13 protein-coding genes and 1 tRNA gene are annotated in these 18,938 nt (G+C 72.6%); 8 read left to right on the top strand and 6 right to left on the bottom strand.

Annotation, left to right across the window (positions count from 1 at the left end):
• Positions 1 to 61: 61 nt before the first annotated feature.
• From R6Y94_RS40495 to R6Y94_RS40480, 4 genes are all read left to right on the top strand, one after another.
• Positions 62 to 134, top strand: a tRNA-Lys gene (locus R6Y94_RS40495).
• A gap of 99 nt (positions 135 to 233) precedes the next feature.
• Entirely contained in the window at positions 234 to 1,835 is a 1,602-nt protein-coding gene (locus tag R6Y94_RS40490) for a sensor histidine kinase (protein WP_318402162.1), read from the top strand.
• Positions 1,826 to 2,473: a response regulator transcription factor gene (locus R6Y94_RS40485; RefSeq protein ID WP_318402160.1), complete on the top strand. Its 648-nt coding sequence runs from the start codon at positions 1,826 to 1,828 to the stop codon at positions 2,471 to 2,473. Before R6Y94_RS40490 ends, R6Y94_RS40485 begins: the two co-directional genes overlap by 10 nt.
• 161 nt (positions 2,474 to 2,634) lie before the next feature.
• Positions 2,635 to 3,033: a hypothetical protein gene (locus R6Y94_RS40480; RefSeq protein ID WP_318402158.1), complete on the top strand. Its 399-nt coding sequence runs from the start codon at positions 2,635 to 2,637 to the stop codon at positions 3,031 to 3,033.
• A gap of 115 nt (positions 3,034 to 3,148) precedes the next feature.
• On the opposite strand, the gene R6Y94_RS40475 is transcribed toward R6Y94_RS40480, so the two are convergent.
• The 5 genes from R6Y94_RS40475 to R6Y94_RS40455 form a co-directional block, all read right to left on the bottom strand.
• A complete protein-coding gene (locus R6Y94_RS40475; RefSeq protein WP_318402157.1) occupies positions 3,149 to 5,251 on the bottom strand; it encodes a xanthine dehydrogenase family protein molybdopterin-binding subunit in 2,103 nt (700 codons plus the stop codon).
• Positions 5,248 to 6,270: a xanthine dehydrogenase family protein subunit M gene (locus tag R6Y94_RS40470; RefSeq protein ID WP_318402155.1), complete on the bottom strand. Its 1,023-nt coding sequence runs from the start codon at positions 6,268 to 6,270 to the stop codon at positions 5,248 to 5,250. The genes R6Y94_RS40475 and R6Y94_RS40470 overlap by 4 nt, the downstream gene beginning before the upstream one ends.
• Positions 6,267 to 6,830, bottom strand: coding sequence for a 2Fe-2S iron-sulfur cluster-binding protein (locus R6Y94_RS40465; RefSeq protein WP_318402153.1), 564 nt, complete (start codon positions 6,828 to 6,830; stop codon positions 6,267 to 6,269). Before R6Y94_RS40465 ends, R6Y94_RS40470 begins: the two co-directional genes overlap by 4 nt.
• Positions 6,831 to 6,894: 64 nt before the next feature.
• On the bottom strand, positions 6,895 to 8,271 hold the full coding sequence (locus tag R6Y94_RS40460; protein ID WP_318402151.1) for a hypothetical protein: 1,377 nt from the start codon (positions 8,269 to 8,271) through the stop codon (positions 6,895 to 6,897).
• Between the two features lie 142 nt (positions 8,272 to 8,413).
• The gene (locus tag R6Y94_RS40455; RefSeq protein WP_318402149.1) at positions 8,414 to 9,133 is read right to left on the bottom strand and encodes a PP2C family protein-serine/threonine phosphatase; all 720 of its coding nucleotides are present in this window, start codon (positions 9,131 to 9,133) and stop codon (positions 8,414 to 8,416) included.
• Between the two features lie 64 nt (positions 9,134 to 9,197).
• Here R6Y94_RS40455 and R6Y94_RS40450 point away from each other — a divergent pair, with 64 nt between their 5' ends.
• The 4 genes from R6Y94_RS40450 (at position 9,198) to R6Y94_RS40435 (ending at position 14,267) form a co-directional block, all read left to right on the top strand.
• Positions 9,198 to 10,217, top strand: a complete 1,020-nt coding sequence (locus R6Y94_RS40450) for a LuxR family transcriptional regulator (RefSeq protein ID WP_318402147.1) — start codon at positions 9,198 to 9,200, stop codon at positions 10,215 to 10,217.
• A gap of 339 nt (positions 10,218 to 10,556) precedes the next feature.
• The gene (locus R6Y94_RS40445) at positions 10,557 to 12,389 is read left to right on the top strand and encodes an SCO2524 family protein (protein ID WP_318402145.1); all 1,833 of its coding nucleotides are present in this window, start codon (positions 10,557 to 10,559) and stop codon (positions 12,387 to 12,389) included.
• Position 12,390: 1 nt separating this feature from the next.
• Complete coding sequence (locus tag R6Y94_RS40440) at positions 12,391 to 13,308, top strand: SCO2523 family variant P-loop protein (RefSeq protein WP_318402143.1); 918 nt, start codon at positions 12,391 to 12,393, stop codon at positions 13,306 to 13,308.
• Entirely contained in the window at positions 13,308 to 14,267 is a 960-nt protein-coding gene (locus R6Y94_RS40435) for an SCO2522 family protein (protein ID WP_318402141.1), read from the top strand. The genes R6Y94_RS40440 and R6Y94_RS40435 overlap by 1 nt, the downstream gene beginning before the upstream one ends.
• Before the next feature lie 104 nt (positions 14,268 to 14,371).
• Here R6Y94_RS40435 and R6Y94_RS40430 read toward each other — a convergent pair whose 3' ends face one another.
• Positions 14,372 to 18,733, bottom strand: a complete 4,362-nt coding sequence (locus R6Y94_RS40430) for a HEAT repeat domain-containing protein (RefSeq protein WP_318402139.1) — start codon at positions 18,731 to 18,733, stop codon at positions 14,372 to 14,374.
• Between the last annotated feature and the right edge of the window lie 205 nt (positions 18,734 to 18,938).

Raw genomic sequence — 18,938 nt, 5'->3', positions numbered from 1 at the left:
CCCCCCGGCCGGTTATCCCCGGGGCAGACCGGGCACCGTCCGGTACTCTGTACGGGCTAGCGGGCTGTTAGCTCAATCGGCAGAGCAGCGGACTTTTAATCCGCGGGTTCTGGGTTCGAATCCCAGGCGGCCCACCGCAGACGACCCTGCTACCCCTCGGCCGGTGACCGGTACCGCCGAGGTACGGCAACCCCGGGTCCGGAGGTAGTGCGCTGCTGGCGGTCGCGATCGGCGTGGGCCTCAGCTTCGTGCTGGCGGGCCTGGTCGGTTGGCGGGCCCGCCCGGGCAACCGGACCGGTCCGCTGCTGGTCGCCGTCGGCCTGGCGTGGTGGCTCGGCAAACTTCCCGCTCCGCTGTCGCTGCCCGACGGTCTCGCCGTGGTACGCGCCGGACTCTGGGCCGCCGTGCTCGCTCACCTGGTGGTGGCCTTCCCGTCCGGGCGGCTGGCGACGCCGGCACCGCGCCTGGTGGTGGGGTCGACCTATCTGGGCGTCGCCGTGGTCGGTGCGCTGACCGCGCTGCGAACCGGGACCGCGAGCGGCGCGGCCGGGACGACCGGCGGAGCCGAGTTGGCCGGTACGGCCGAGCCGGCCGGCGGCGCGGGCGGGATCGCGATCGTCGGGGTACTGCTGGGCGGCTCGGCGGTGGTCGGCCTGCAACTCCTGCGCTGGCGCCGGAGCAGTACCACCCGGCGCCGCTACCTCAACCCGATGTTCGGCGCCGCAGTGCTGGCGGTGGCGATGTTCGTGGTCGTGAAGCCGGCGACGATCGCCGGCCGGGACGTCGCGGTACTCACCGTCGGGCTGCACCTCGGGCTGCTGGCGGTGCCGCTGGGATACCTGGCCGGGCTGCTGCGTCGTCGCGTCGACCGGGGCGGGGTGGCGGACCTGGTCGTCCGGCTGCACGCCGCACCGCGTACCGGGGGCATCGCGGAGACGCTGTCCCGGGCCCTGCACGATCCGACCCTGCGGATCGGCTACTGGACACCGGAGTCCGGTCGCTACGTCGACATCGAGGGTCGTACGGTGACGCCGCCGGAGGAGGAGGCGACGGACCGGGCAGTGACCCGGATCGACCGTGCCGGGGAGCCGGTCGCGATACTCGTGCACGACCGGGCGTTGGCGGAGGAGCCGGAGTTGATCGAGGCCACCTGTGCGGCGGCGGGGCTGGCGCTGGAGAACGAGCGGCTCACCGCCGACCTGCGGGCCCGGGTCCGGCAGCTCGCCGACTCCCGGCTGGCGCTGCTGCGTGCGGGCGAGGCGGAACGGCGACGGCTGGAGCGGGACCTGCACGACGGCGTACAGCAGCGGTTGCTGGCGATCCCGCTGACGCTGGGACTGGCCGGGTCGGCGCTGCCCACCGACCCGGAGCGGGCCGCCGGGCTGATCGCCGAGGCGCGCAGCGGGACGCTGGCGATCCTCGCCGAGCTGCGGGCGCTGACCCAGGGACTGCATCCGCCGCTGCTGACCGAGCGCGGCCTGGCCGGTGCGGTACGCGAGCTGGCGGCACTCTCGCCGGTACCGCTGCGGCTGCCGGACGACATCCCCGACCGGTTGCCGGCAGAGGTGGAGACGACCGCCTACTACGTGGTCGCCGAGGCGCTGGCGAACATCACCAAGCACGCGGCCGCGGCATCGGCCGAACTGCGGATCGGGCGGCGCGACGGGCGGCTGGTGCTGGAGATCGGGGACGACGGCCGGGGCGGCGCGGATCCGGCGGGCGGGTCCGGGCTGCGCGGGCTGGCCGACCGGGTCGCGGTCGTCGGCGGCTCCTTCGAGCTGGCGAGCCCGGCCGGCGGCGGTACCCGGATCCGGGCGGTGCTGCCGTGCGGGTAGCGCTGGCCGAGGACAACACCCTGTTGCGGGAGGGACTGGTCCGGCTGCTCACCGAGGCGGGTCTCACCGTGGTCTGCGGTGTCGAGGACGCGACCGCGCTGCTGGCCGAGGTGGCGCGGCACCGACCGGAGGTGGCCGTCGTCGACATCCGGCTGCCGCCGACGCGTACCGACGAGGGGTTGCGGGCGGCCCGGGAGATCCGCCGCCGCCATCCGGCGACCGGGGTGCTGGTGCTCTCGCAGTACGTCCGGGTCAGCTACACCGTCGAACTGCTCGACGGCGGTGCGCGCGGAGTCGGCTACCTGCTCAAGGACCGGGTTTCCGACCTGGCGGAGTTCGCCGCGGCGGTCCGGCGGGTCGGTGCCGGCGGCACGGCGTTCGACCCGGTCGTCATCGACCAGCTCGTCGGGCGGCGGGACCGCGACGACGACCCGCTGCGCGGGCTGAGCGACCGGGAGCGTGGCGTCCTCGCCCTGATGGCCGAGGGGCGGACCAACCAGGCGATCGCGGAACGGCTCGACATCGCCGAGCGGACCGTGGAGAAACACTGTACGAACATCTTCGCCAAGCTGGCCCTGCCCGCCTCGCCCGACGACCACCGCCGGGTACTCGCCGTGCTGCGCTATCTCAACGGCTGACCGCGCGCCCGACCCGCCGTCGCGCCCGGCCGAGGTGCGGGTAGCCGCACCCGCCGGGTACGGCCGGCCCGGTGCGCGGGGCGTACTGGCTCGCTTCCGCCGGGTGCCGCGCAGACGCAGACTCGTCGCCATCGGTAACGGATTCCGGAGGGGATGACACGATGGCTGGTCCGCTTGTCGGAAGGCTGGACACTGTGTGGGTGGCCCGGGGTGCCGCCGCCGCGTTGACGGTGGCGATGGTCTGGTACTTCGCGACCTCGGACGCGCTCCGGTCGGACAACCCGTTCCTGGTACCCGACCTGCTGGTGATGGTCTTCGCGCTGGGGTCGTCGCTGCTGCCCCGCCGGGCGGCCGTACCAGCGATGATCTTCACGTTCGGCTGGGCGGCGGGCGTCTTCACCACGTCGCTGTTCCACTACGTGGTCCGGGGTGAGTTTCCGGTGGACCACATCTTCCTGATCCTGCCCAGCGTGGTGATGGCGGTGCTGCTCGGCCGGGTCGCCGCCGCCGGACCGGTGCCGGTGCCGGAGCGACCCCGCCCGGCCCCCGCCCGGGTCTGATCGGAGTCGGATCCGACCGGAGCTGCTGCCCGCCGGCCCTGGGCTGATCGGAGCCGCCCGCCCGGGGTCTGGCCGGGCCCCTGCCCGGGGCCGCCGCTGCTCGCCGGTGCTGTCGTCAGCCGAGGGGCAGCCGGTCCACCAGCTTGTCGAGCTGGATCGGCAGGGTACGCAGCCGCAGCCCGGTCGCGTGGTGGACCGCGTTGGCGACGGCCGCCGCCGAGCCGACGATGCCGATCTCGCCCAGCCCCTTGATGCCGAGCGGGTTCCCCCGGTCCTCGTCCGGAACCCAGTACGCCTCGATCCGCTCCACGTCCGCGCAGGCGGTGACGTGGTAGGTGGCGAGGTCCCGGTTCACCCAGTCACCGAACCGCTGGTCGAGCAGCCCCTCCTCGTGCAGCGCCATGGAGATCCCCATGGTCATTCCGCCGATCAACTGGGACCGGGCGGTGGTCGGGTTCACCACCCGGCCGACGGCGAAGACCCCGAGCATCCGGGGGACCCGGATCTCGCCGGAGTCGACGTTCACCCGGGCCTCGACGAAGTGCGCGCCGAAGGAGTACCGGGGGGCGCGGGGGAGTGCGGCGGTCTCCTCGGCGGTGTGGACACGTGCCGAGAGGCCGTCGGGCGGGGCGCTGCCGCCGTACCGCTCGTCGAGCTGCCGGCGCAGGCTCCGGCAGGCCCGGTCCACCGCCAGGCCCCAGCCGGCGGTGCCGGTCGAGCCGCCGGCGACGTACGCCGGGGGAAGGTCGCTGTCACCGATGCGGATCGCGACCCGGTCGCCGGGCACCCCGAGGGCGTCCACGGCGATCTGCCACAGCGCGGTCCGGGCGCCGGTACCGATGTCGGTGGCGTTGATCCGCACCTGGTACGTCCCGTCCGGGCCGGCCGCCGCCTCGGCGGACGCGCCCGGGGTCCGGGCCGGATAGATCGCGCTGGCCATGCCGGTGCCGACCAGCCACCGGCCCTGCCGGCGTACCCCCGCAGCGGGATCGCGGTCCGCCCAGCCGAACCGCCGGGCTCCGTCCCGCAGGCAGGCCGCCAGGTTGCGGCTGCTGAACGGGACACCCTCCTCCGGATCGACCTCGGTGTCGTTGCGCAGCCGCAGCTCGACCGGGTCGACCCCGCAGGCCACCGCCAGCTCGTCCATCGCACACTCCAGCGCGAACGATCCCGGGCACTCGCCGGGGGCGCGCATCCAGGACGGCGTCGGCACGTCCAGCCGGGCCAGCCGGTGCGTCGTCCGGCGGTGCGGCGCCGCGTAGAGCGCCCGGGTGAGTACGGCGGTCTGCTCGGCGAACTCCTCGATGGTGGAACTCTGGCTGATCGCGTCGTGGCAGATCGCCGCGAGCCGGCCGTCGGCGTCGGCGCCGAGCCGGATCCGCTGGATGACCGGGGTGCGGTAGCCGACCGGGCCGAAGATCTGCTGCCGGGTCAGCGCCAGCCGCACCGGCCGGCCGACCTGCCGGGCGGCCATCGCGGCCAGCACCGGCGTGCACCGGGGCGAGCCCTTGCTGCCGAAGCCGCCGCCGACGTGCTCGGCGGCGACCCGGATCGTCCCGGCGGGCAGCTCGAAGAGTCGGCCGAGGGCGGCCTGGACGTCCCTGCTGCCCTGGCTGGAGTCGTGCACCAGCAGCCGGCCGTCGGCCCAGGACGCCGTGGCGGCGTGCGGCTCCATCGGGTTGTTGTGGTACGCCGGCGTCCGGTACGTCTGGTCGAGCCGCACCTCGGCCGCCTCGTAGCCGCTGTCGAAGTCGCCCACGCAGGTGTCGGTGGGGTACGCCGGGTTGACGTGCTCCGGCTTGTAGAGGCTCGGATGCCGCTCGGTCAGTACGCTGCTGTGCGGCTCGGTGTCGTAGTCGATCCGGACCAGTTGGGCACCCTCCCGGGCCGCCTCCAGCGACTCGGCCACCACCAGCGCCACGATCTCGCCCCGGTAGCGCACCCGGGGCTGCTGGAGCAGCAGCAGTTCCGGGCTCTGCGCCGGGTTCAGCCGGGGCGCCGTCTCGTGGGTCAACACCGCCAGCATCCCCGGCTCGCGCATCGCCGCGGTGGTGTCGATCCGGATGATCCGCCCCTTCGCCACGCTGGCCTGCACCGCCCAGCCGTACGCCAGCCCGTTCGCCGGGTGCTCCACCGCGTACCGGGCGGTGCCGGTGACCTTCTCCCGGCCCTCCAGCCGGGGGTGCGCCTGGCCGACGGCGGTGGTCGGCGCGTTCACCGGTACACCTCGGCGGACCCGCTCGCCGGGTCCGCCGGTTGCTCGACCAGCTCCATCAGGGTCCGCACGGTCAGGTTGCGGATCAGCGGGACCTTGAAGGCGTTGTGCGCCAGCGGCCGGGCGGCGGCGAGTTCCTCCTCGGCGGCGAGCCGGAAGGTCTCCTCGGTCGCCGGCTGCCCGCGCAGCGCCGCCTCGGCCAGCCGGGGCCGCCAGGGCCGGTGCGCGACCGCGCCCCAGCCCAGCCGGACGTCCCTTACCAGCCTCCCGTCCAGGTCGATCGCGGCCGCGACCGAGCCGGTGGCGAAGGCGAACGAGGCCCGGTCCCGCGCCTTCCGGTACGCCGAGCGGCGCGCGAACGGCAGCGCCGGGATCCGTACCGCCGTGACCAGCCCGCCGGGGGCCAGCGTCGTCTCCTGGTCCGGCCGCTCGCCGGGCAGCCGGTGGAACTCGGCCAGCGGGATGTCCCGGGCGCCGCCCGGCTCCAGCACCTCCACCACTGCGTCGAGGGCGACCAGCGCGACCGCCATGTCCGAGGGGTGGGTGGCGACGCACTGCGGTGACCAGCCGAGGATGGCGAGTTCCCGGTTCTGTCCCTCCAGCGCCGAGCAGCCGGCTCCGGGCTCGCGCTTGTTGCACGGCCGGCTGACGTCCTGGAAGTAGTAGCAGCGGGTGCGTTGCAGCAGGTTGCCGCCGACGGTCGCCATGTTGCGTAGCTGTCCGCTCGCCCCGGCCAGCAGCGCCCGGGCCAGCATCGGGAACTCCCGGCGAACCGTCGGGTGCGCGGCCAGGTCGCTGTTGCGGACCGTGGCGCCGATCCGGAGCCCGCCGTCCGGCAGCGACTCGACCGAGTCCAGCGGCAGCCGGGTGACGTCGACCAGCAGTCCGGGCCGGGCCACCCCCAGCTTCATCAGGTCGACCAGGTTGGTGCCCCCACCGAGGTACGCCGCGTCCGGCTCGCCGGCCACCAGGGCCACCGCCCGGCCCGGGTCGGTGCTCCGCTCGTACCGGAAGCTCCTCATCGGACGCCCTCGGCCGCCGCGGCCTCCCGGACCGCCGAGACGATGTGCGGGTACGCCGCGCAGCGGCAGATGTTGCCGCTCATCCGCTCCCGGATCTCCGGGTCGGTGAGTCCGTCCGGGCCGGCGGCCAGGTCGGCGGTGACCTCGCTCGGCCAGCCCCGGCGTACCTCGTCGAGCATGCCGAGGGCGGAGCAGAGCTGGCCGGAGGTGCAGTAGCCGCACTGGAAGGCGTCGTGCGCGACGAAGCAGCTCTGCAACGGGTGCAGTTGCCCGTCCTCGGCCAGTCCCTCCACGCTGACCAGGTCGGCGCCGTCCGCGGCGACGGCGAAGACCAGGCAGCTTTTTACCCGCCGGCCGTCGAGCAGCACCGTGCAGGAGCCGCACTGGCCGTGGTCGCAGCCCTTCTTCGCGCCGATCAGCCCCAGGTGTTCGCGGAGCGTGTCGAGCAGGGTGGTCCGGTTGTCGAGGTCGAGTTCGTGCGGTCTGCCGTTGACGGAAAGCCGTACCGGCGACCGGTGCGGCGGCTCGGGAAGGCCGGTACCCGGAATGGTTTGCACCATATGTCGAGATTACCGAGCGGAGCCGCCGGCGCGGGACCAATCCGGCGCTTCCGGTGGCCGCCGCTCACTCCGCCGGAGTCGGCTGCGGCGGGAACCGCCAGACCCGTACGTCGCCGAACTGGGTGCGGCAGGCGAACGCGCCGGTCGTCACCTGGCAGGAGGAGAGCGCGAAGGGCAGCGGGTCCAGCGGGCGGACCGCCGTACCCTCCGGATCGAGCAGGCCCAGCCAGGTGCGGAGGCCGCTGCGGGTCCGGCGCAGCAGCAGCAGCGGATCGGTCGAGGAAAAGCCGTTGGCCTCGGTCCACCCGGTGAGGTCCAGCACGGTACGCCCGGTGCGCGGGTCCACCGCCCGGCGGATGGTGCCGTCCAGGCCGTACTCCACGAGGTGGACGCCGTGCGGGGTCAGCCACACCTGATCGGTGAACCGCCACACGGTGTCGCCGGTGAGCGGATCGAGCCCCTCGACGGCCACCGGGTCGTGGCGGTCCAGGCACAGCATCGGTCCGCACACGTTGACGGACCCCTGGTCCGCCGGCATCGCCCGGATCCATCGACGCTGCCGGAGATCTGCCGAATAGACGGCGACCTGCGACTCGAACCGCACCAGCAGCGAGTCGCCGGTCACCTCCGCGTACCGGGGCGGGCTGGCCGCCGGGTCGATCCGCTGCCGGACCGCTCCGGTGCGAAGGTCCCGCAGCTCGAGCCGGCCGTCCCAGTGCCCGGCCAGCAGGGCGGTGGGCCGCCCGGCGGCGGCCGGTACGGTGGCGATGCCGGCGACCAGCGGTGAGGTCCACAGGTCCCGGCCGGTGTCGAGGTCGATCACCCGGCCGGTCTCCCCGAGCGGCGGCGCCGTGTACATGCCGCCACCCCCGGACCCGCGGTAGATCATGGTGGTCACCGGCGGCGGGTTGTCCGGATCGACCCGCGAGCCCGCTGGGAAGACCTCCTCGACGACCAGCGCGACCCGCTCCTCGGGCAGCACGGTCAGATGGGACTGCACCGACAGACGCGTCTGCCCGGTGCCGGCGTCCAGGACGAGGGTCTGGAAGGGTCGGTTCTGCGGCCGACCCTCCTCCACCACCATCAGCAGCCCGCCGTGCGGATAGAGCCCCACCTGCTGCTCGATCCGGTACGTGCCGCTCCAGAGCTGCCGCCCCCGCACCAGGTCGTACGCGCTGACCTGGTGTCCGCCGCCGCCGAGTGGCTCGGTGACAAAGAGCCGGTCACCGGTCAGCGTGAAGTCGCCGCCGGCGTCCAGCGGCGCCCGGTACAGCTCGGTCAGCAGCGGCGCCACGGGTGGTGCCGCACCGCCCGCGCCGAGCACCAGCGCACCGGCCAGCACCAGCGCGGTCGTCCGGAGCCGCTGCCGGCGCACCCGACGGGGCGGGACCGGGCCGGCCGGCGCGTCGTAACGCTCCTCGCCGAGGTCGATCAGGGCCACCGCGCCGCCCCCTCCCGCCCGGGCCGATCGCGGCCGGGTCGGCCATGTGATGGGGCAATTATTCAACCTGAACGGTGCGCTGCGGGCACCCCCGACTTCCATCCGTGGCCGCGACGGACCGCGAGGGGAGGTCGAAGGAGGTTCACTCGGCGGTCACGTCCGCCACCACCAGCGTCACGTTGTCCGGGGCACCCGCCTGGTGGGCGAGCTTGACCAACTGTCGCGCGCACTCCTCGCGGTCGGGGAAGCCGGCCAGCGTCGCGGCGATGGTGTCGTCGTCGACCACGTCGGAGAGGCCGTCGCTGCAGAGCAGCAGCCGGTCGTCCGGCTGGGCGATCAGCGCGACCGTGGCCGGTTCGAGGTGGCCGCCCTGCACCACCCGGGTGACCAGGGACCGCTGCGGATGCCGCCGGGCCTCCTCGGGAGTCAGCCCGCCCTGGTCGACGAGCGACTGGACGAAGGTGTCGTCCCTGGTGATCTGCGACAACCTGCCGGCCCGCAGCAGATAGCCCCGGGAGTCGCCGATGTGCGCGACCGCGAGCCGGCGGCCGGCGAGCAGTATCGCGGTGACCGTGGTGCCCATCCCCTCGGTGGCCTGGTCGGCGTCGGTCACCGCACGGATCTGGGCGTTGGCCGCACCGATCGCGTCCCGCAGGGCCGTCACCGGTTCCGCGTCGGGCGCGGACCGCTCCACCGGGGCCAGGCTGCTGATCGCGATTTCGCTGGCCACCTCGCCGGCCGGCGCGCCCCCCATACCGTCGGCGACGGCGATCAGGCGGCTCCCGGCGAACGCCACGTCCTCGTTGTTCGGCCGGACCAGGCCAGGGTCGCTGATGGCCAGGCTGCGCAGGACAAAGGTCATACCGTGCAGCTTGCCCCGAGATCCACGGCAAAGTCACTACGCAGTACTGCGTAGGGTTGGACGAATGATGCCGGTCTCCATGGTCGGGCGTGCCGGCGAACTGGCCGAGTTCGCCTCCGCCTGGGCCACGGTCGCCGGTGGCCGCCCCCGGACCGGCTGCGTGGTGGTCACCGGCGCCGCCGGGGTGGGCAAGAGCCTGCTGATCAGCGCCGCCCTCGACGGTCTCTCGCCCCGACCGGTGACCATCCTCACCGGTACCGCCCGGGTGCACACCCCGGCCCCGTACGACTGGCTCGCCGCCGCGCTCAGCGGTCGGGACACCACCGAGCTGCCGTTGCCACCCGACGCGCTGGCCTGGCTGGCCCAGCACCCGAACGCGCCCCGGGAGCGGTACGCCCCGGACGCTCTGCTACGCCTCGCGGTACGCACCGTACGGGCCCTGGTCGGTGCCGGGCCGGCGGTACTGGTGGTGGAGGATCTGCACGCGCTCGACCCGGCCAGCCTCAACCTGGTCGGCGAGCTGGCCACCGCACCGGATCTACCGGCCCTGCTGCTGGTGGGCAGCCGGCCACCGGAGGAGGCGGTGTCGCCCCGACTGGTCACGGCGACCCTGGCCCGGCTCTCCGGAGCACCGGGTGCGATCCGGCAGCATCTCGGTCCGCTGGGCCGGCCGGAGGTGGCCGCCGTGCTCGGTCAGGTCTATCCCGGACTGCCGGTGCCGCCGGCTGTCGTCGAGGCGCTGTGGCGGCGTACCGGCGGCAACCCGTACCGGTTGGTGGAACTGCTGGTCGCGGAGCGGGGGCGGCGACCCGAGGAACTCGTCGCCGAGCCGGTCAACCTGCGGCTGCTCGTCGAGCCGCCACCGGCGCCGACCGCCGAGCTGACCGGCCGGGAGATCGAGGTGCTGTCCTGTCTGGCCGCCGGCATGTCCAACAAGCAGGTGGCCCGGTCGCTCGGCATCTCGGTACGGACGGTCACCGTGCACGTCTCCAATCTGCTCCGCAAGACCGGCTCGGCGTCGCGTACCGAGGCGGCGCTCTGGGCGGTACGCCAGCAGCTCACCGACCCGGCCCGGCACGGCTGAGCCGGACCGCCGACGCCACTGAGGTGCGACGTTCCTGGTGACCGGCCCAGCGAGGTGTTCCGCCCGTCTTGACGCGTACGCCATCATTGATGGATAGGCCCGAGATGCGAAGGGGGTGGCCGCGGTGAAACGTGGCACCACTGTGGAGAGGCCGACCAGTGCGGCGGTGACCAGCGTCTTCCTTTGATTCATGCCCGGTCGTGGAGCCGGGGCTACCGCAGCCGGTCGGTCACGTCTCTATCATCGAGGCACGTGCGGGAGCCGCGAGGTCTTCCCGACGCACAACATGAGTGCCGCTCGACCTAGCCGGTGTTTTTCGCGGATGGTGGTGCACGATAGATGAGGATCCAGCCCCGTCAGGAGCTACTGGAGATCTGGGCGGCCACCGTCCGGTCGAGCTGGCAGGACGGAAAGTGGCAGTGGGGCGGGCGAGACGGGCCGAATTCGATCAGTGACGCCGAGCAGTTGCTCTGCATCCTGCTGCCGGCCACCCAGGCGGACTTCGGACTGGACCGTCCGGACGAGACCGCCGAGGAAATGATCAGGGCGCTGCGCCCGCTCGGCACCGCCACCCAGATTCCCCGGGTGCTGATCCAGGTGCTCACCGAGTATTACCAGCGCTACACCGACAAATCGGGGACGCCGGTCTTCTCCGGCCGGACATATTTCCAGACCGACGGCGGCGAGCCGTCCGAGCAGCAACTCGACCTCGACATCGTCGACTCGTTCGCCATGTCGATCACACTCTCCCTGTCCGCCATCGGTTTCGCCCGGGTCTTCCGCACCGCGGTACGCCGCGAGGAGATCCTCCGGGAGATCGACGAGCTGGAGAACATGGCGAGCGCCCGGCTGACCGCCGCCATGGTGGGTCTGCTGCGCAGTTTCGCGGTGAACGTCTTCGACGTCGATTCCGACGAGGGCCAGGCGCTGGTCCGTACCCTCAACCAGAGCAACCTGCCGCAGCGGCAGATCGTGGCGCAGTTGCGCCGCCGGCTGCGGCAGACCATCGCGAGCTTCCGCGAGGTCATGATCGGTTCCGGCCAGGTGGCCGACCTGGACAGTCCGAACCGGCTCTTCGAGTGCGGCTGGTCCTGGGGAATCGTCCGGGACGCGCCGGAGGTCGAGACGACCGAGCCGGTCGGCCAGCAGCCGTCGGGTGTGGCGCCCGAGGAGCCCTACCTCTACTTCACCGTCATCGCGATCGACGCGATCGAGGAACTCTTCACCGAGCGGACCCGGATCCTCGGCCTGCTCAACGAGGAACAGCAGCGGCTGTCCCGGGCGCTGCAACTGCGGTGGGACCTGACCCGAGGCTACTGGGCCACTGTCGCCACCTTCGGCGACGGCCATCGTTGGCCGCTGGAGGACATCCCCTGGCGGACCACCGACCGGGACGCCACCGACTACTACACCCTGCTGGTGACCTCACTGGCGGTCAAGGGTCTGGTGGTCGAGCGCGGCGCCGACGCCGATCTCAGCCGGGTCGGTGCGGTGCTGGAGGAGTTGGCCAACCGGGCGCGGATCACCCGCCGGCCGTTCGACCAGGACCCGGCGCTCACGCTGCACTCTCCCGGCGTACGGCTGACCCTGCAGAACAGCGACAAGCTCGGCGGGCCGACGCTGCGCTGGGCGGTGACCGAGTTCTCCGCGCTGCTGTTGCAGCGCACCGCGTACATCGCCGGCCTGCTCAGCGATGCCGACCAGCGGGCCAGGATGCTGGAACTGGCCGACCTGGTCTGGGATCATCTGGTGCTCCGGCGCCTCGAACGCGGCGCCGGCCGCAGCCTGTGGGACCAGCCGGCCCGGGTGTTCCAGCAGTTCGGCGAATACCACGACGAGCCCTCGTGGTATTACACCGAACGGGTGGTGCAGTCGCTGGTCACCACCGTACGCGTGCTGCGCCGGCCGCCACTGCGCAGCGACCGGCTCACCATGCACGCGCTGGACCTGCTCAACGAGGCCGAGCACCTCTACGACGTCGAGCTGCTGGCCGGCGCGGCGGAGGCGGGCCCGAAGATGCAGCAGACCCTCCAGATGGTCCGGGTCAACCTGCGGCGGGCCCGGGAGATCGTGCACGAGCGGCCCGGCACGGCGGCGGCGCTGACCAGCTCGGTACTGCGCCGGTTGGACGAGTTGAACGCGGCCCGGCGCGACGTCGCGGAGGCTGGCTGAAATGCTGATCTTCGCGGCCTCCGACAAGGGCGGCACCGGGCGCTCGGTCACCAGCAGCAACATGCTCTACCGGAGCGCGTTGCAGGGCAGCGACGTCTGCTATCTCGACTTCGACTTCGGGTCGCCGACGGCCGGCGCGATCTTCAACATCGACTCTGCCGTGCACGGCACCACCCGCGGTGGGCTGCACGACTATCTGGACGGCGCCCTGGCCGAGCCGCAACGGATCGAGGTGTGGACCGAGTCCGACCGGCCCAGCCTGCGCAACCGGCCGCCCGGCGCGGGCCGGCTGGTGCTACTGCCCGGCGACAGCGGCGGCGGGGAGTTCCCGGCCACCCGGGAGCGGATCGAGCGCTGTGCCCGGCTCTTCCTGCGGCTGGAAGAGGAGTTCGACCTCAGCCTCGTCGACCTGAGCGCCGGCAGGTCGTACGCCACCCAGATGGTGCTGGCCGCCACCGCCATGCCGGAGCTGAAGTCGGTACGGTCGCGCTGGCTGGTCTTCCACCGCTGGACCCGGCAGCACGTCCTCGCCGCCTCGGGCCTGGTCTACGGCACCCGGGGCATCCTGGACGCCGGTACCCGGGCCGGACACGACTACGAGGACCTGATCAACCGGCTCCGGTTCGTGCGTACCGCCGTGGTCGACCCCGACTCGCCCGAGTTGGAGGGGCTGCGGCCGGCGCAGGTGGCCTGGCTCCGGGAGTGCAACCAGGACCTGCTGGAGCTGGCCAGCAACAACCGGGTCGGCCGGACGATGCTGATCGGCTCCGTGCCGCTCGACCCGGTGCTGCAATGGCGCGAGCAGCTCATCTCCGACAACGACGTGTACGCGCGCAAGATCGCAAACCTGGAGACCGTGGAGGCCTTCTCGGCTCTGGCAAAACTCATCGTCGACGACGCGGCCTGGGAGATGCTGTGATGAGACCGGATGTGACCTTCGAGGAGACGGCGGCCAGACGCAGCGTCGAGTCCGTTCCGCTCTCGCACCTCTCCGTCGAGCTGGGCCACCTCTACATCGAGGAGTTCGCCGGCGGTATCGACCAGCTCCGCCGGCACTTCGCCCGGGTCGCGCCCTGGGCGGCGGCGGCCCGAGCGGCCTGCGCCGACCGGCTGCCGAGCGGCCGGCCCCGGATCAGCACCTGTTTCCTGATCGACGACTACTTCACCCGGTTCAGCACGCCCCGGGTGGTGATGGAGCAGGTACGCGAGGCCGCGCAGGACACCGGGCTGGTGATCGACTACTTCGCCCGGGAGGCCGGCTGCGCCCAGGCCGACGACATCCCGCTCGCCGAGCTGGTGCTCACCCAACTCGTCTCCGATCCGGTCCCGGAGACCACCGGGGATCGCCCGCCGACCACGGAGACCGGCTGGCTCTGCAACGGCAAGCGGTCGCCGGTCTCCGGCCCCGGGCAGGCGATGAGCGCCGGCCGGGCCTGGCAGCCGCCGGTGCAGAACGCGGCGAACCGGCACTCCATCTTCATGGACGTCGAGCTGTGGGACTACGAGGAGAACGGCCAGCGGCGCTGGTCCTGCCCGTTCCTGGCGGCCGTCTGGCAGCTCATGCGGCTGGGCCTGCTCCGGCACGAGGGCGAGGGCGTGACCAATCCCTACCAGCTCGACGACTGGCCGGACGACTGGGACGAGATGCCGGCGGTGGTTAAGCTCAACCCGCACGCCGCGCCGTTCAGCGCGTACCGGACCTTCTCCGTGCTCGGCTCGCGCTTCCTGCCGATCGAGCATGCCGTCCGGACGATCCTGAGCCAGGTCTCGATCAGCCCTGCGGTGCTGGACCAGATACAGACCCGCAGCCGCAACGAGCACATCGACCTGCCCAAGGACCTGGTCGAGCGGACGGAGTACGTCTTCGTCGGCGACTGAACCTTTTTCAATCTCCCCTTGCGGTCGGGAGGACCGCAAGGTTGGACGCGGTGCGAGGGCGCCGCGCGGTTCAGGTTGAAAAAGGTTCACTGACCTCACGCCGCTCACCGCCGTACGTCCGGCAGATGGTCGGGGTCCGCGTCCGGCAGCCAGGTGAGCACCTGACCGGCCCGGCGCCGGAAGCCCGGATCCGGGTCGTCCCGGGCCAGTTCGGTCAGCAGTTCCCGGGTCTGGTGGTCGTCGCCGAAGTGGGTGCCGAGGGCCTGCACGGTGGCGGCGCGCACCGACCAGTCCTGGTCACGCAGCCGCTCCACGAAGAGGGTACGCACCTCCGGATGCTCGGCGAGGCGTTCACCCAGCACCCGCAGCACCTCCCGGCGTACCTGCACGTCCTTGTCGTGGCCGGCCCGCTCGATCAGCAGCTCGCGTACCGCCCGGTCGGCGCCGTAGTGCTCGCCGAGGATGCGTACCGCCACGGTGCGGATCTGCGGATCCTCTCCGGTGGCCCGGGCCATCAGCACCTCGCACTGCTCCACGTCGGTGCCGAGCCGGGTGGCGAGTTCGACGGCGGCCTCGTGCACGAGTTCGGCGTCGGGGTCGTGCCGGATCCGTTCCAGCAGTGCCTCCCGGACGTCGGCGTCGACGCCGACCCGCTGCACCAGCAGGCGTACGGCGGCGAGCCGGACCCGGGCGTTGCTGTCCCCGTGCACCCGCCCGGCGAGCAGGTCGTGCACGTCGTCCCGGGAGGCGCCCCGCTCCACCACCGCCGTGGCGGCGAGCGCGAAGACGCCGGCGTCCGGATCATGGTGCGCCCGGTCGACCAGCACCTGGTAGACCTGTTCGGACAGTTGCGGCTCCCGGGTCAGCGCCCGGAGCGCGGCGAGCCGCACCTCCGCGTCGGAGTCGTCCCGGGCCCGGTCGAGCACCACCTCCCGGGTGGCCGGATCCCGGCGTACGGTGTCGGCGAGGGCGTTGACGGCGGCGAGCCGGACGGCCGCGTCGGAGTCGTCCCGGGCGAGCCCGGCGAGCACCTCGGAGACGGCGGAATCCATCCCGACCCGCTCGATCAGGGCCCGGGCGGCGACCAGCCGGATCCGGGCGTCCCGGTCCCGCAGCGCCAGTTCGCCGAGCGCCGCCCCGACCGAGGCCTCGGCGCCGATCTCGTCGGTCAGCGCCCGGGCGGCGAGCAGCCGTACGTCGGCGTCCCGGTCGTGCCGGGCGGCGGTGACCAGCAGCTCGATCAGTGCGGTGTCCCGCTCGAAGTGCTCGACCAGCATCCGCAGCGCGACCAGCCGGATCGTCTCGTCGGTGTCCCCGCCGGTGCGGCTGACCAGCAGGTCCCGGGTGGCGGTGTCCGGGCCATGCTGGTCGATCAGGGCGCGGGCGGCGGCCCGGAGCACCCCCGGGTCACGGTCTACCCGGACCCGGTCGATCAGCACCGCCCGGACCTTGGCGTCGCCGGCCAGCCGCTCGCCGAGGACCCGCACGCTGGTGCGCCGGGTCACCGGGTCGGTGTCGTCGCGGGCACGATCGATCAGCAGGTCCCGGACGTGCCGGGTGGCGGCGAACCGCTCGACCAGGACGTGCGCGGCGGTACGGGTCACCTCGGCGTCGGTGTCGGTGCGTAGGCACTCGACGAGCACGTCCCGGAGTTCGTCGTCGCCGCCGTACCGGTCGCCGAGGGTCTGGATCGCGGTACGCCGTACGCTGGCGTGCTCGTCGGCGTGCGCGCGTTCCCGGAGCAGGTCGCGGACGTTCGGCTCGTCCCGGAACCGCTCGCCGAGCGCCTGCACCGCGGCGAGCCGCACCCCGGCGTACCCGTCGGCCCGGACCCGTTCGATGAGCAGGTCGCGCGCCTCGGGGTCGGTGCCGAACCGCTCCCCGAGAGCCTGCACGGCGGCCAGCCGCACCCCGGCGTGGTTGTCGGCCCGGGCGCGCTTGATCAGCCGGGTCCGGGCCCGCGCGGCGGCGGCCTGGTGGGCGGGGCTGTCCACGGCGGTGGTGGCGAGCTGGGCCAGCTCGGCCAGGCCGGCGACGGAGGCGTAGGAGGCGGGGCTGTCGTCCATGGTGGCGAGCACGTCGTCGAAGAGGTCGTCGATCCGCTCGGCCGGGGTGGAGAGCATCGCGGCCAGCCGGGCGGCGTGGGTGGAGACCGGGTTCCAGACGACCCGGACACCCCGGCGCCGGTACCAGGAGAGGTAGATCTTGCGGCCGGGCCAGTTCGCCCCGATCGCCTTGGCAGCCGGCAGGATCTCCTCGTCGATCAGCCGGGCGGTCTCCCGGTCGTCGATCGAGACGCAGTGCTCCAGCAGCAGGATGAGCTGCCGCAGCAGCGTCTCCGCCGGCTTGGCGGCGGCGCTGTGCAGGTTGCGCACCTCGGCCAGGCACTGCACGGCCAGCGCCAGGTTCCACGGCGGCGGGGCGAAGTCGGCCGGCGGCCAGGGCTGGTTGACCTCGGTGGTGAGCAACTGGATGAGCTGCGCGGTGTGGTTCTGGTGCAGTGCGCCGGCGAGCAGCCGGAGCACCTCCCGCCAGGACAGGTCGGCCCAGTGCTGCCGGAAGAGCTCCTTGAGCTGCTCGAAGGAGAGCACCTGGTCGTGCTGGAACTTGGCCAGGATGGCATCGGCGCAGAAGAACTCCAGGAAGGTGCGGTGCACGAAGCCGTAGACCTGCGGGCCGTACCGGCTGAGGATGAAGTTCCGCTCCCGGAACTGGTCGATCATCGCCAGTGCGATGGTCCGGGCGGTGGCGGCGTCCCGCCGGTAGCGCTCGACGAGGTATTGCTCGAAGACGTCGCTGAGTTCCGTCCGGTCGATGTAGTTGACCGTCAGCCCACGGTCGGCCGACTGCATCCGGTACGCCAGCCGGCGCAGCAGTTCCTTCTTGTCCTCCGGGTCCAGGAAGCCGGCGGCCGGAGACTCCTCCCGCAGGTGCCGGTCGGTGTCCCACTGCGCCACCAGCACGGTGGCGGCGTGGTCGTAGAGCTTCCACCGCTCCCGGGGCAGCGGCTGGTGCTTGCCGATGATCGCCAGGATGGTCAGCAGCAGCGGGTTGCCGGCGAGTTCCCGGATGGCGTGCGAGTGCCGCATCGCGTCCAGCAGCCGGGCCCGCTGGGCGTGCGCGTCCTCCGGCCGGTCCCGGATCGCCAGCCGGTACCAGCTCGACAGGAAGTCGCCGGTCTGCTGCTCGTCCAGGTCCTGCAACGTGTAGTGCACGAACCCCACGCTGGTCAGGATGCGGCGCGAGTAGCCGATGATCCGGGACGTGACGATCATGCGTACCTGCGGGTGGTTGGCGGCGAACCCGGCGATCTGCCGGGCCACCTCCTCCCGGCGGTGCCGGTCGAAGACCTCGTCCAGGCCGTCCAGGATCATCACCGCCCGGCCGCCGACCCCGAGGTGCCGCAGCAGCGCGGCCCGCTCGATGCCGAGCCCGTCGGTGCCGGCCCGGTGGTCGAGGTAGTCGACGAAGTTGTCGCACTTGCCCTCGGCGGCCAGGGTGATGAACGAGCGCAGCTCGATCAGCAGCGGCAGGTGGTCGGCGAGCGCGGTCAGCCGGTCGTCGACCGGCCCGCCGGTGAGGCTGAGCGTGACGTACCGGGCTGCGGTCGACTTGCCCGAGCCGGGGTCGCCGAGCAGCACGATCGCCCGCTGGTCCGGCGCGCCGAGTACGTCGAAGAGGCGCTGCAACGGCTTCGCCCGGTACGACTCGTGCAACTGCACCAGCTCCCGGGGATCCACCTCCTCCGGCACGTCCTCGGTGCCGATCCGCCCCTCGGACTGCATCCGGCGCAGCCACTCCCGGGGCAGCTCGGCCGGGGGCGGGTCCTCGCGTACCCACTGCTCGACGAAGACCGACATCAACTGGATCCGGAGATAGTCCTCGGTCTGCTCCGGGGTCAACGCGTCCAGGTCCAGCACCCCGTAGTGCTGGCGCAGCCGCAGCATGTACTGCTTGAGGGTGTCCCGGCTCAGCGTGTGCATGCCACCGCCGGCCGGCACCCCGGCGTCGGTGAGACAGTTCGCCACCGCCGCGGTCACCATCGCGGCCAGGTCGGCCGGGTCGCGGAAGGTGCTGCACATGTGCCGGTCGGCCAACTCCGCCCGGAGCGCCTCGATCCGCTCCGCGTCCCGGCCCCGGTCGACGAAGCTGCGCGGCCAGGGCGCCTCCTCGTCCAACAGGAAGATCAGGCAGGGCTTGCCGCCGGTCAGCGCCTCCCGGTATTCGAGTTCGGTGATCGAGCGGTCGTAGCCGGCCGGGATGAAGCCGTACCGCCAGGCGAAGATGCCGACGTAGACGTCACACTCGGCGACGTCGGCCAGGCAGCGTTCGAGCGGGCGCCGGTCCTCGGCCACGTACGACTCCATGGCCATGTCCTCGACCCGTAGCCGGCGCAGCGCCAGTTGGACGGCGGCCCGGCACTCCTGGAGATCCCGGAAAGTAGCCGAGACGTAGACCTTGGTCACGGCGGCTCCTAGGGGGCGGCTGAGCGGCGCGTAACGCAACCGTATCAATAGGACGCAAGGACGTGGTTTCCGCTGGTGGAAGGGGCCGATCGTCGCGTACCCGACGGGCCCGGCGTACCATCGCGAATTGCCGGTCGCCGATCACCGTTCCCGTCGCGGACATCGGTTACGGTGACGCTGTCACGGCGACGCGGCCCCGGTGATG

The sequence above is a fragment of the Plantactinospora sp. KLBMP9567 genome, from assembly GCF_033446045.1.
In the GTDB taxonomy this organism is placed as follows: domain Bacteria; phylum Actinomycetota; class Actinomycetes; order Mycobacteriales; family Micromonosporaceae; genus Plantactinospora.
This window is presented reverse-complemented; position numbering and strand designations above follow the sequence as displayed.